The 14,195-nt window shown below is 42.1% G+C and carries 9 protein-coding genes; 7 read left to right on the top strand and 2 right to left on the bottom strand.

Translation table 11 applies throughout. The features are described 5' to 3' along the window. The 5 genes from VIP81_RS15400 to VIP81_RS15380 all read left to right on the top strand — a co-directional run. A partial coding sequence (locus tag VIP81_RS15400; RefSeq protein WP_331962417.1) for a cellulase family glycosylhydrolase occupies nucleotides 1-482 on the top strand: 482 nt, incomplete at its 5' end. A 136-nt stretch (nucleotides 483-618) separates the two neighbouring features. Continuing rightward, nucleotides 619-2,667: a beta-galactosidase gene (locus VIP81_RS15395; RefSeq protein ID WP_331962414.1), complete on the top strand. Its 2,049-nt coding sequence runs from the start codon at nucleotides 619-621 to the stop codon at nucleotides 2,665-2,667. 157 nt (nucleotides 2,668-2,824) lie between these two features. Further along, on the top strand, nucleotides 2,825-5,044 hold the full coding sequence (locus VIP81_RS15390) for an RICIN domain-containing protein (protein WP_331962411.1): 2,220 nt from the start codon (nucleotides 2,825-2,827) through the stop codon (nucleotides 5,042-5,044). A gap of 131 nt (nucleotides 5,045-5,175) precedes the next feature. Beyond that, nucleotides 5,176-7,143 (top strand): alpha-L-fucosidase, encoded by a 1,968-nt coding sequence (locus VIP81_RS15385; RefSeq protein ID WP_331962406.1) that lies wholly within the window; start codon nucleotides 5,176-5,178, stop codon nucleotides 7,141-7,143. 706 nt (nucleotides 7,144-7,849) lie between these two features. Next, nucleotides 7,850-8,554 (top strand): class I SAM-dependent methyltransferase, encoded by a 705-nt coding sequence (locus VIP81_RS15380; RefSeq protein WP_331962403.1) that lies wholly within the window; start codon nucleotides 7,850-7,852, stop codon nucleotides 8,552-8,554. Between the two features lie 549 nt (nucleotides 8,555-9,103). Here VIP81_RS15380 and VIP81_RS15375 read toward each other — a convergent pair. Further along, nucleotides 9,104-10,768, bottom strand: a complete 1,665-nt coding sequence (locus VIP81_RS15375; RefSeq protein ID WP_331962400.1) for an arylsulfatase — start codon at nucleotides 10,766-10,768, stop codon at nucleotides 9,104-9,106. 1,506 nt (nucleotides 10,769-12,274) lie between these two features. Here VIP81_RS15375 and VIP81_RS15370 point away from each other — a divergent pair. Beyond that, a complete protein-coding gene (locus tag VIP81_RS15370) occupies nucleotides 12,275-12,511 on the top strand; it encodes a hypothetical protein (RefSeq protein ID WP_331962397.1) in 237 nt (78 codons plus the stop codon). 359 nt (nucleotides 12,512-12,870) lie between these two features. Here VIP81_RS15370 and VIP81_RS15365 read toward each other — a convergent pair whose 3' ends face one another. Beyond that, nucleotides 12,871-13,524 carry a hypothetical protein gene (locus tag VIP81_RS15365; RefSeq protein WP_331962394.1) on the bottom strand — a complete coding sequence of 218 codons (654 nt, stop codon included), beginning with the start codon at nucleotides 13,522-13,524 and terminating at the stop codon, nucleotides 12,871-12,873. Between the two features lie 252 nt (nucleotides 13,525-13,776). On the opposite strand from VIP81_RS15365, the gene VIP81_RS15360 reads away from it, so the two are divergent. Continuing rightward, on the top strand, nucleotides 13,777-14,195 hold a 419-nt coding region (locus VIP81_RS15360), incomplete at its 3' end, for a hypothetical protein (RefSeq protein WP_331962391.1).

Here is a 14,195-nt window from a genome sequence, read left to right as displayed (position 1 = left end):
CCAATACCCTGATGAATACGCTCCCAACAGACCCGGTGAAAGATCGTATGATGGTCGAAGTACACTACTACACGCCATACCAGTTTTGTTTAATGGAGGACGATGCATCCTGGGGTAAAATATTTTATTACTGGGGTGCCGGACATCATTCTACCATTGAACCTGATAGAAATGCCACCTCGGGTGAAGAAGCGGATGCAAACAATGCCTTTGGAAAGATGAAAATCAAATTCGCAGATAAGCAAATCCCTGTCATCATGGGGGAATACGGTGCTTACAGACGTGGCGGCAGCAGGCATGTTCCCCAGGATCTGAATACGCACAATGATGCCGTGGATTATTGGTTGACCTATATCACCAAACAGGCTATCGTCAATGGTATGAAACCCTTTTTCTGGGATACCGGCGGTGCCTTGGACAGGCGGAATAATACGGTACTTGATAAACGAACTATTGATGCGCTGGTGGCAGGAGGTAAATAACTTTTCTGAAAGAGCTACCGGCCGCATGACATGATATCTGCCGAAGCCAACTCAGAAGAAATAAAGATGCCACACTAAATAAAATAAAGCGCTTCAGATGAATAAATACAGATTACTTGTTATCATAATAATACTGATGTCAGGAGGGAAGGCCAGTTCACAAGCAGACAGTCGTTTTTTTCCTGAGAAGAACCTTATTACTACCGGCATCTATTATTATCCGGAACATTGGAAGGAAGACCAATGGGAACGCGATATAAAGAAAATTGCCGATATGGGTTATGAGTTTGTACACCTGGCGGAATTTGCATGGTTTAAAATGGAGCCTGAAGAAGGCAAATTTGAATTTGCATGGCTCGATAAGGTGATAAACCTCTGTACAAAATACCATCTGAAAGTGTTGATGTGTACTCCTTCTGCCACCACACCAGCCTGGATGAGAACGAATTATCCGGAAACTTTTGTAATGGATGGTCATTACATTCGTGGAGAACAAGGCACACGCGGATTAGGATCTATCGTTAATCCCGCCTACCGGAAATTTGTGGCTGCCATTGTAACGGAAATGGCTAAACGTTACGGACAACATACAAATGTGATTGGTTGGCAACTTGACAATGAACCTGATGCGAAGCCTGATTATAATCCGTCTTCACAGGAGGCATTCAGGCAGTGGTTAAAAAACAAATACAAAACAATTGATGCCTTGAATGCCGCCTGGGGAACTGCCTTCTGGAGTCAGTGGTATAATAATTTTGACCAGGTGATTATCCCTAACACGAACCTGGTAGGATGGTGGGGGAATAATCCTCATGCATTACTGGATTTTAAACGGTACAGTGCAGATGCACAAGGGGCATTCCTCGATTTTCAGGCTGAGATATTGCGAAATTACATCTCGAAAGACCAATATATTACCACTAATTATACAGCAGTATCTACAGGTGCAGATCCCCGACGTACGAATAAACTTGATTTTGCTACTTATACAGCCTATCCGAATGGAGGTAGCCCTAATATAGGAGAACAGGGCTTTCGTTTAGGAAACAGTAAAGTAATTCTTTTTGCTGCTGAATATTATAAGTCAGTCGGAGGTATATCCGGCGTAATGGAAATTCAGCCCGGCCCGGTCAACTGGGGTAATTACAATCCACTTCTTTTACCGGGTACTGTACGCATGTGGCTTTACCACACGTTCGCAGCAGGAGGCAAGCTGGCCTGTTCTTACCGTTTCCGTCAGATCAATTACAGTGCGGAACAGTATCATGCCGGCGTAATACAAACAGACGGAATCACCCCTTCACAGGGAGGCGAAGAATATATGCAATTCATGAGCGAAATAAAAACGCTGCGAAAACAATATAAGCCGGGCGCTAAAATGCCGGAAAAGCTCACTGCCCGGTCAACAGCGATTCTTTGGAACCTGGAAAATTACTGGACTATTGACCGGCAAAAACAAACCTGGCAATGGGATACCTGGAATTACCCGGTTAAATTCCTGGAAATAGCCAAATCATTTGGTGCCCCTGTAGACGTGATTGCAGAAACAGCCGATTTGTCGAAATACAAATTTGTGATTATTCCCGCATACGAAATGGTGGATAGTGCCCTGGTAAAAAAATGGCGTGCATATGCAGCGAACGGAGGACACTTAATTATTAGCTGCCGCACCGCCACCAAAGATCGCATGGGACACTTCTGGGAGGGGGAATGCGCCGCTCCTGTATCCGGGCTGATAGGTGCACAGGTGAAAGCAACGGATATGCTTGCTGGTAACGCCAAAGGAGATCTCCTGATGGGCGCTACCCATTACAGCTGGAACAACTGGGCTGATTTACTGGCGCCGGATAAAAACACGGAAACACTGGCGATGTATGACAACCAATTTTATAAAGGAAAAGCAGCTGTAGTGAAACATAAAGTGGGTAAAGGCACTGTTACCTACATCGGTGTGGATACAGATGATGCTAAACTGGAAGCGGACATACTGAAACAGATTTACACCGATGCCGGTGCTACCACTGAAAATTATCCTCCCGGCGTATTTGTTTATTGGAGAGATGGTTTTTATGTGGCGGTGAATTATTCCTCTGATAATTATGAAATGAAAGTACCCGCTCCGGCCAGAATATTGATCGGAGACAAGCTGCTGGAACCAGCAGGGGTATTGGTTTGGAACGAATGAAAATTTTAAACCCCTGAAGAGAATTCAATTGTAAACAATCAGTAAAACAAAACCAATGAGTAAAAAAATCATTTTGTTTTTGTTATGCCACTTTATGCTTTATAAAGGCTTGGCACAGAACGTTACTATTTCAGTTAGTCCAACTCAAAACAAACGATTGATTTCCCCATACATATATGGCCGGAACGAAGGTTTTGATAAACCTGTACAATTTTATAAAGATGCAGGTTTACGTTTCGCCCGTATGAACGGAGGTAATAACGCAACAGGTTATAACTGGCGTAAAAAAATTACGGTCCATCCGGACTGGTATAATAATGTTTATGGTACTGATTGGGATGCATATGCACAAAACATAGCTGCCAATTATCCTGGTATGCAGGGTATGTTTGCTTTTCAATTAATGGGCAGGGTTGCCTCCAATACCAATAATAACTTCGATGACTGGGCTTTCAACCAGGCCCAGTATTGGGCCGGAGTGGGTCAGAATTTAGCCGGCGGTGGCACACCCAATACGCAAAATCCTTCTGGTCAGGCGCTGGTGGAAGGCAATATTAATTTGTTTACGCAGCTATGGCCTGCCGACTCTTCTGTGGGAATTTTGAATCATTGGTTTGGCGTTAACGGTTTAGGGCTCAACACAAATCAGTTCTTATACTGGAATATGGACAATGAAGTAGATATCTGGAGCGGTACGCATGATTATGCGATGCCAACACAGATATCTGCCGCCGCTTTTATGGATAACTATATTGCACTGGCAAAGAAAGCGAAAGCGAAAGCGTTATATCCCGGCATTAAACTCTGCGGGCCTGTTACCACCTCCGAATGGCAATGGTACAAATGGTCAAATGAAAGTATCTACATAAATGGCAGGTATTATTGCTGGCTGGAATATTTTATAAAACGTCTTGGTGATGAGTATAAGGCAACCGGTATCAAGCTGGTAGATGTAGTAGATCTGCACAACTATCCCTGGTATAATAATGATGACGCTGCAGCACTGCAGGGGCACCGGATTTACTATGATACCACTTATGACTATCCGGGTTCAAACGGTATCAGAACAGTCACCGGCGGATGGGATGCCTCACTGACAAAGCAATATATTTTCAAGCGTATCGACGGCTGGTTGACTGAACATTTTGGCGCCAACCATGGCATAACCTGTGGTATAAGCGAATGGGGCACCATGTCAAGTAGCAATCCAAGCCTGGAATCTGTCATATATGCTTCGCATCTGGGTACATTTGCAAATAATGGCGTTGAATTCTTTTCGCCATGGAATTGGTCCATCGGCATGTGGGAAACATTACATCTCTTTAGCAGGAATGCAAAGAAATATAGTGTTTCAAGTACTTCTTCACTGGAAAATACAGTATCTGCCTACTCCTCTGTCAATGAAAATGCCGATTCTTTAACGGTGATACTGGTAAATCGCGACAGGACTAATTCCCGTACTGTTACCATTAACGTGAGTAATTTTACTGTCGCTAATGGAAATTATCAAACCTTGCAGTTGTCATCACTACCGGCACAGGAAACTTTTGTATCGCACACACAAAATGCGCTTCAACAAAATACAGTAGCAGTAAATTCAAATTCACTTACTATCACTGTGCCGGCGCTTTCTACAACGGCGATGCTGTTGGTGAAAGCTGCTGCTGTAACTTACGTTACGCTGGCCAACCGTGCCACCGGATTGTTGATAGACGGCATGTACCGGTACGCCGATGGAGCCAATGCCGGGCAATGGAGTAGCAGTGGCAGCGATGCGCAGCAATGGTCGCTGGAAACAACCGGTAGTTATGTGAAGTTGAAAAACCGCGCTTCCGGTCTGTATCTTGACGGTATGGGCAGCACGACCAATGGTGCTGTGGCTGGTCAATGGAGCAATGGTAGCAGTTATAATCAGCAATGGCAACAGATCGCCTCCGGGGGTTATGTGAAGCTGAAGAACCGCGCTACCGGATTATACCTCGATGGTTTAGGTCAAACTACCAATGGTGCAGATGTAGGTCAATGGGCGGAAAGCAGCAGTTATAATCAACAATGGAGCATGGGAACTGTGGCACTGGCACGAAAATCAATGGACACCCTTACCTTGTCATCGCAGAAAATACAGGCATCGGTTAATAACCAGGTGTCAGTATATCCAAATCCATTTTCTTCAACATTTAATATAACAATTGATAAACCTGATGAAGTAGAACGTATCATTATATTCAACCTCGCAGGTAAGCAGATGGAATTAGCTAATCGTAATTCAATTTCAGGTTTAATGCCAATGGGTGCTTCCCTGAAAACTGGTACATACATCGTTCGGGTAGAAGCGGCAAAATGGGTGAAGACATTTAAGGTCGTTAAGATAAATTAGTTCAAAAGAATATTAACAATATGATGAGATATTTGCTAGGTGGAATCGCTTTTTTTCTGTGTTCAATCAATATTAACTATGGCCAGACAAAAGCCCCCGCGCCCTTTGGCCCGGTGCCAACGGAAAATCAGATGAGATGGCAGGAAATGAAATATTATGCCTTTGTTCATTTCTCCTTAAATACTTACACAGATCAGTCCTGGGGATTTGGTAACGAAGATGTTAACCTGTTTAATCCCACAAAACTGGATTGTCGCCAGTGGGCGCGTATCTGCAAAGAAGCAGGTATGAAAGGAATAATACTTACCGTAAAGCATCACTGTGGCTTTTGCCTCTGGCCTTCCAAATACACGGAGTATTCTGTTAAAAATGCGCCGTGGAAAAATGGTCAGGGAGATGTGGTGCGGGAAATGGCGGATGCCTGTAAAGAATATGGCTTAAAACTGGGCATCTATTTATCGCCCTGGGATAGAAATAGCCCCGACTATGGAAAGCCGGAATATATTACCTACTTCAGAAATCAACTGACAGAACTACTCACTAATTACGGACCGATTTTCGAAGTATGGTTTGACGGCGCCAATGGAGGCTCCGGATATTATGGCGGCGCTAACGAAACACGCACGATTGATCGCACAACGTATTATGACTGGCAGAATACGTATCAGCTGATCCGCAGGCTGCAGCCGGATTGCGTAATATGGAATGATGGTGGTGACAGAGGAGACCTGCGTTGGGTGGGAACCGAAGGAGGTTGGGTAGGTGAAACGAACTGGAGTTTATTAAATGCCAAAGGTCAGGTAGAATGGAACATGTTGCATCATGGTTTAGAAAATGGAGATTCATGGGTACCTGCCGAAGTAAATACTTCTATAAGGCCGGAGTGGTTCTATCATCCGTACGAGGATGGCCAGGTAAAAACAGTGCCTCAGCTAATGGAAACCTATTATAACTCCATAGGACGCAACGGCACCCTGCTGCTTAATTTCCCGATTATGCCAAATGGTCTGATTCATCCAAATGATGAAAAAGCAGCACTTGGATTAGCCCGGGCGGTAAAGGAAGCATTTGCCGTAAATCTTGCCATTAACACAATAGCGAAAGCGTCTAATGTGCGCGGGAATGCTGCAACGTTTGAACCGGCTATGGCAATTGATAATGATAAGAATACTTATTGGGCAACGGACGATAGTGTTACTAAGGCTTCCCTGACAATAGATTTCGGGAAACCAATTACATTCAACCGTTTCCTGGTGCAGGAATATATCAAACTGGGCCAACGAGTGAAAGCTTTCAACGTGGAAGCATTTGTTGATGGACACTGGAAAGAACTGCTGACAGCCACAACGATAGGGTATAAGCGTATTCTCCGTTTCCCAGGTGTAAAGGCAACACAGGTTCGCTTTAATATTACCGGTTCGAAAAGCAGCCCTGTGATTTCCAATATAGGCATTTATAATGCGCCGCAGATCCTGGCTGCACCTTCCATTATCAGAGCTCAATCCGGCGAAATAACTATCACACCGGCAGATGCAGCGTCAGTCGTATACTATACCCTGGACAACCGGCCACCTACTTCGACATCAAAAAAATATAATGGCCCATTCCTATCAGAAGGGAAAGTGGAAATAAATGCGATTGCCTTTGAGCCTACCTCAGGTAAAAGCAGTCCGGTGTCCCGGGAAAAGTTCGACATCTCCCGGAAGCACTGGAAAATTGCCGGCGTAAACGATGAAAAGGCAAACCTCATCCTGGATGGCAAACCCTCTACTGCATGGCATCAAAGCAATGACAATAAAACCCCCATTGACCTGATCATCGATTTGGGTGCTGAGCAACAACTTTCCGGGTTCAGATATTTGCCAGATCAGTGGGGAAGTACTGGTGCCATTACAAATTTTCAATTTTGGGTTTCCAATGACAATGCTGAATGGAAACAGGTGGATGAAGGAGAATTTCCGAACATAAAAAACAATCCGGTATGGCAAACCAGGATTTTTTCACCGATAAAAGCACGGTATGTAAAATTTTGCGCCCTGCGCGATGTGTATGGTAACAGCAATGCCGGATATGCGGAAGTAGACGTAATGACCAAATGATTAATGATCGGCCGGAGTTTACTGTATAACTGAAACTGTGTGCTGTATCCTGGCCGGTCCCTCCAATAGCAAGTCAGTGTGAATGACGTTAATAACATCTATCAACAGTTGATCAACATACCTGGTGAAGAGATGGTACCCAAAACAATCACTATGTCATGGGCAATCGTTCGCTATTATTTAGGGATATTATGGTATCTTGTTAACTTAGTTATACGTATGACGCAGAAAGCAAAGAAAATATTTGGAACAAAAATATAGCGAAATTTCCAGGCATTTGCCGAGAAGAAATTATTGCAACACTCCGGGAAAAGAGCTTACTATCGCTTCTATCGCAGAACAGATAAAGCTTCCGCTGTTCCCAATATTTCAGCCGTTGTTTTAAGAAGTTCATCAGATTCGCCCATTTACTTGCCACAAATGTTTTTTGAGGTAGAAAAAAAGACAGCCAGCAGGAAGCTGGACATATAAATATGTTTTTTACGATTTTATATGCCGATATTGCACAATGGAGATACTCTTGCCAAAAACATATGTTGCTGATATCATCTGTTGAAATCTTTTTTAACAGATGATATAAAACGACATTGGCGGATTTGAAAATAAAAGTCATCAAGAGCAATATCGGGGTTTGTTGGTAGTGTCAATAAATCCGGATACTAAGCAGAAAAGTCGAATTTCAATTATCAATATATTCTATTATTCTATGAGTGAAGCAAGGGAAGCCGGCACCGTAAAGCTAAAACCCGGTATTTTTAACAGTAGAAGATATGCCATTATCCAACTGAGAAAACAGATGGAATCCGTATTGGAACAGTTTGTAAAACCGATGACAGACCAAGTGGTAATTGCAGACTACGGATGTGGTAATATGCCATATGCTCCGCTGGTACAGCCTTATACAAAACAGTACATCGGTATCGATCTGATGGAGAATCCGCGGGCTGATATTCATATAGACCGCGAAGGGAAGATCGCCATGAAAGATAATGCAGTAGACTTTGTATTGTCTACCCAGGTATTGGAACACGTTGAAAATCCTGTGCTCTACCTGGAAGAAGCCATGCGTATCCTCAAACCCGGAGGAAAACTCATCATCAGTACCCATGGTTACTGGATGTTCCATCCCGATCCTACCGACTATTGGCGCTGGACCTCCCTCGGGCTGAAGAAGATTATTACCGAAAGAGGGTTTGAGATAAAATACTTTCGTGGCATCGTGGGCAGGTCGGCTAGCGGTTTGCAGCTTTTTCAGGATGGGTTTGTGTTTAAAGTCCCTGAGGTCTTGCGCGGCATGCTGGCTATTATTTTTCAACCGCTTATCTATTTGTTCGATAAGACGACTACCCAGTCCACCAAAGACCAGGATGCAGGAACGTTTATGGTCGTGGCTGAGAAAAAGGCAGTATAAACCTGTATTCTAACATAAAACGAAACGATAATCTTTCAAACGGAATTACCGGAATATTTATCGTTTCCCCATCTAATGCTGATAAAACAAATGAGCTATTTCCTGGCACAACAGCTATGAGTGATCCCGGATTACACAGTTGACAACTTGAAATGCTTTGAAATAAGATGAGATGTGGTTAAAATGAAAAAGCCCGCAGATACAATATCTGCGGGCTTTTCGGCATATCGCGTAACAAAGCGTTACAATGATTTTAGCCTGTGTGTCGGGACGACAAGACGACGCCCTGATATAGCATTGTATTGAATTTCAATGTTTTGAATAAAGAGCTTTGAATCTACTCACTATATTGCGCTCGCGGTCAAAGTGAGATTGGTACGCAAGTTAAAATTTATACCAGATAGTTCCAAACAGAAGATTTTTGCGTGGATCACCGGTTATTTTCCCAGCATCCTATTACGGAATCTGTAAACCAGTTTGTAGCCCTGTTAATGAAAAGAAAGTTAATTCAAACAAAAATGCCTGTTATGTCTGATAGTTTCAAAAAATTTATTTCCTTATTGCGTTTTGTTGTGCGCGAAGCATTTTAATTTGGTCTTTTACCCTTTCACTTATAGCATCAATCGAGAAACTCGCCGGATCTTGACTTGGCGGATAAGTGACGAATGATTGTAAAAATACGGCTCCTCTTTGAATGCCTTCCGCCACAATGAACATTTTCGTTGCCCACCATTTTTCGTACACAAAAGAAGTAATATCGGCTCTCTCGTAAGGATCCATTCGTAGATGGAACAATTTGGGAACGCGGAGCGGGGTGAACGGATTGGCCCAAATCGCAAAACCACCTGGCGTTCTTTGTTCCTGGAAAACGATTTTCCAATCGTTCATTCTCATCGACACAAGAACTGCGTCATCATTAAAATAATAGAACTCTGTTCTTGGCGATTTTTTTTGTTTTCCTGTCAGGTATGGCAACTGGTTAAAGCCATCCAAATGCACTTTGAACTTGGTGCCTTGTGATTGATATCCGGTTAACAATTTTTCTTTTATGGTGGTGTCTCCAGCAGCGGCTAATATAGTTGGGAACCAATCCAAACCTGACATAATTTCATTAGATATTTTACCGGCGGCGATGTGGCCGGGCCAACGGATAAAAGCAGGCACCCGGAAAGCACCTTCCCAGTTAGCATCTTTTTCACTTCTGAATGGAGACATTGCGGCATCCGGCCAGCTAAACATATTAGGTCCGTTATCAGTAGTATAGATAACAATTGTATTCTCCGTGATACCCAGATCATCCAGTGCTTTCAATATCAAACCTACATCGGCGTCATGCTCCAACATGCCATCGGCATATTCATTGCCAGGCATACCGCTCTGTCCAATCATCGACGCACGAACATGCGTAAAGGCGTGCATACGCGTTGCATTCATCCAGCAGAAGAAGGGTTTTCCGGCCGCATTTTGCCGCTTGATAAAATCGATGGCTGCTGCAAAAGTCTCATCATCTATCGTTTCCATCCGCTTTTTAGTCAGAGGTCCCGAATCTTCAATTTTTTGTTTGCCAACTTTTCCAAAGCGCGGGTCGATTGTCGGGTCATCTACGTTTGTTGCTTTACATTTTAATACACCCCTTACCATATACGATCTAGCAAAGGCACTATCCTGGTACGGATAAGTGGGATCTTCGGGTTCTTCTTCTGCATTCAGGTGATACAAATTGCCAAAAAACTCGTCGAAACCATGTACCGTCGGCAGATATTTATTCAAGTCACCCAAGTGGTTCTTCCCAAATTGCCCGGTGGCGTACCCGAGCGGTTTGAGCGCCTGTGCAATGGTGATGTCACGGGCTTGCAAGCCTATATCTACACCAGGCATACCCACCTTAGACAGTCCGGTACGATAGCAGCTTTGCCCTGTAATGAACGTAGAGCGCCCGGCCGTACAGCTGTTTTCGGCATAATAATCGTTAAACATAATTCCTTCTTTAGCGACACGGTCGATATTTGGAGTTTCATATCCAACTAAACCGTGCGTGTATGCGCTAATATTAGTTTGCCCGATATCATCTCCAAAAATCACCAGAATGTTTGGTTTGTTAACAGTTTGCGCTTTAGCCGGTGGCGGAATGACCCCCCCTACAGCTAACCAAACTCCTATAACGGCGATTTTACCGTAGAGTTTTATTTTTTTTCCGAATGTTCTTTTCATCATGTAATGTATTTAATTGACTTTACGTCGTTTGTTGGGCAACGCTTAGCCAGGGTAGTATTTTGACAGTTTAGCCTATGTACCACTCATTAATCTTCCAGTTGCCTTTCTGATTACGGCGAACATCCTGTTATTGTCAATAGTGAGAATGTCCCTGATAGCCAACTTTTATTGCGCCGGAACTTTTGGCTATTGCTCCACTTTAGTGGGAAAAGGAGTAGTACTTAACTAATAGGAATTGATGAGACCTTACGCTGGGTGAGGATGGAGGCTATAAGTTATTAGAAATAGCCTGCCGCTAAATAGCATTTTCATGAGGGTGCTTTTTGCATTATATAATTTGGTGCCAGTAAATGCCAGAAGACATAAATATGGCGATCAATATTAAAACCTAATGAATGCTATTTGATGCGAAGGGTATTTGGTAGATAACAAAGGAATTGGCATATTGTTCAGTAATTCTGCATCCAATGACGGAGGTCGAACGGCAACAACCACTCATGGCCACCCAGCATACGAAAAAAGTGTGTCGTTTTGTGTTGAAAACCGTCTCAATCGGAGACGGCTTCGCTATAAATCATTTGATAAACAACGCAAATGGTAACGAAACGATCTGCGTTCGTATCTATTAAAGGCGCTTTTACATCGGATATGGCACTGCTAAAGCTAATAATGTTAGCAGAACAGATATTCACCTACTTCATTTTTTGTATTTTAACAATAGTTGCTCCATGATTCTCTGCACTAACTTATTTCATAAGTATCCCCGAAAGGATCACAAATATATTTGCTGAGTTGAATGATTTCAAGAGTCCAGTGTTTAGCCAGGAAGTATCTTGATTAACAATATTGGACCAATAAACACGGCGGCTATTTTAAACAAATTCCGGCTATTGGTGTTATCCTAATTGAAATAACCTTCCTGGCATAAACAGCAATATCAAATTTTATCGTATTTGTGATCAAACTGTAGAAGCGGAATGGGATAGGTATGCACGCTTTTACCGAACGGCATCATCCTTTCCTATTCAGTAAAACAGGCTGTTTATGAAAAAATCTTCGTTTACTCTGGCCAGGAATATCTGGCTGTTATGGGTTAAAAGAAGTTTTCCTTTACTCCAGCAGTTTAGGTCCATCCTTTTTTGTCTAAAAGGTGACAACACCAACGGAAAGATTTACAAAGTGCATGTTGATCGCTACGCTCAATTCACTGGAATGTGTATTGTAAAAAGTAGAGCGAGGAAAAACGGCAGCGTAAAAAGCGCCCGAAACAAATTCGTTTATTCTGATTGCGAAGCCCCGTTGTTTAACACTCATTTCTTCGGCTTTATATCCTCGAATGTAATATTTCTCTCAGACTAAACCCTTTCTTATGGAGATAGCTTTACTTGGTATGCGCTGCATTTACCAGGTTGTTGTCCTGACAATTCTGATGTTGACTACCATATCAATTTCTCCTGTGTTTTCACAGACGAACCCCAATGTAATCGTTTCTGTAACAAATGGTGTTTGCCAGTCAGACGGGAGCTTCAACCTATTCAAACCGTCCAAAATAATAATGGTATTGAGATGGGTAAAATAAGGGTTTCTACATATGCTCAATTAGTTGATACCGCAGAGAAGCGCTTATTCGGCTTACGTCAAAAGTTAAATGACCGGTACGATGATGTACCAGGAATGCAATTATATAAAATGGAGCCAAGAAAACTTTTTGATGATGAACTAGGTGATGGAACAAATGGATAGTGGTCATTTTAATGAATGGTTATATACAAAAAATGACTAATTAATATTATCTTGTAGCCCTTTGAAGATTTTTAACTCATTTGTTTAATTATGGCCAATATTTTAGCAGTGTGTAGTGGAAATAATATTCGAAGTCAAATTGCGGAAGGCTATCTAAGATATTTTGTAAGAGGTGGAGCTAATGTATACAGCGCAGGTATTGATAACAAAGGAATAGATCCTATCACCGTATATTATGCAGGAAGATGGTATTGATATTACAAATCAGTCTTCCAACATAGTATCTGATTATAAGGACATTCAGTTTGACTATATAATTTCCTTATGCGCAAAGCTATATCATTTATTTACCGGTGACTTTATACTACATGTAGACCCTGTATTACCAGGTTGTTTTCGGCAAAATGGTTTTGAAGCCATCTTCCAGCAGCCAGCGTATCTTCCTGCTTAATCTGTTTTCCACCTACTAAAGTAAGACCCCATTTTCGTCCCTTGTATTCAAATAGTGGGAATTCCGGAGATATACGCCAGATAGCATAATCGATATTACGAATAAGTAGCCAACAATCCCAGGTAACATAATAGAGTTGCCCTTGGTAAGCTATATGCTCTTTATAGTCTTGAGTGGTACCTTGGTACCTCCCCGGAAGGTCGCTGAGGCCACTGGGTACGCTTACTTCTTTACCTGTCAACAGATAATAAGTGTTCCTTTGGTTCGGGGCCGGTTCGTCACCTCTCCGACGAAGAAGTTCTTCAAACATTCCAAAGTAAAACCGTTGTAATTGATGAACATACTTAACGGTGGTCTTTGATTCGTAGGTGCCAATACCAATATTCCAGGTATCCTTTTCGTTTTTTTTTATGAATAAACGATCACCAGTTGCAGAGAATTTTTCGAACTCCCCATATTTTGAATCCCGAACGCTGGTAAAGCTCAACATAGAAAGTTCGTTCCTGTCAATGAGAATGGGTTCGAGAAAATAGCGCATGATACCTAAAATAAGCTCCTTCATTTACCTGTTCCAGCTCTATCCCCTTCATTTCATTTATTTGTCGCGAAAATACTAAAGATATTAGCAATTTAGTTTTCTGTCTGCTACCTTATAAGAATATGAGGCGGGAAAATCTTATATAATTAATAATGATCTAATAAACTGAAAATTATGTATAGTATAAATTTATATGCTGCACTACTTTAACCTACGCAGGTAGGTTGCGCATTTCCATAGGTATATTTGAAACGAACAATATTAAAACCGTACAAGATGGCATTTAACTATAATCCAGGCATCCAATTAGATCGCAAACTATTTGAAGAATGTGATGCCGCAATAACTAAAAATAATAAGGAACTTAATTTTGATGGATTAGGGAACAATTTTACTCAGGTTATTTTTGCTTTAAGCAAGCTAGTTGATCTTCTCCATTCAAATAAGGTTACTATCAAAAGTTGGATGAAGACAGCCGAGCCTTTACTAATTAAGTTATGCCTCCACTCATCATCAATAAAGCAGCTAATAATACCTGTTCCGTTGTTCAAAAAGGAGAATGATGATATACTTTCAGTGTATGATCTCAGCTCTATATTAGTATTATCCAGGGCGCAGCTTGAATGCTATCTAACGTTATATTATTTTATTTTTGCCCCATCAAGTAACGATGAAGGTGAGTTTAAGCATTTGTT

The sequence above is a fragment of the Chitinophaga sp. genome, assembly GCF_036566945.1.
In the GTDB taxonomy this organism is placed as follows: domain Bacteria; phylum Bacteroidota; class Bacteroidia; order Chitinophagales; family Chitinophagaceae; genus Chitinophaga.
Note: the sequence above shows the minus strand (reverse complement) of the source record. Positions and strands in the feature narration are given on the sequence as shown.

Bases quoted from the DNA above. Each gene is read 5' to 3' on its own strand.
- VIP81_RS15375 (WP_331962400.1), bottom strand. From the start codon at position 10,768: ATGATGAAAAGAACATTCGGAAAAAAAATAAAACTCTACGGTAAAATC.
- VIP81_RS15395 (WP_331962414.1), top strand. From the start codon at position 619: ATGTCAGGAGGGAAGGCCAGTTCACAAGCAGACAGTCGTTTTTTTCCT.
- VIP81_RS15380 (WP_331962403.1), top strand. From the start codon at position 7,850: ATGAGTGAAGCAAGGGAAGCCGGCACCGTAAAGCTAAAACCCGGTATT.
- VIP81_RS15365 (WP_331962394.1), bottom strand. From the start codon at position 13,524: ATGAAGGAGCTTATTTTAGGTATCATGCGCTATTTTCTCGAACCCATT.
- VIP81_RS15385 (WP_331962406.1), top strand. From the start codon at position 5,176: ATGAGATGGCAGGAAATGAAATATTATGCCTTTGTTCATTTCTCCTTA.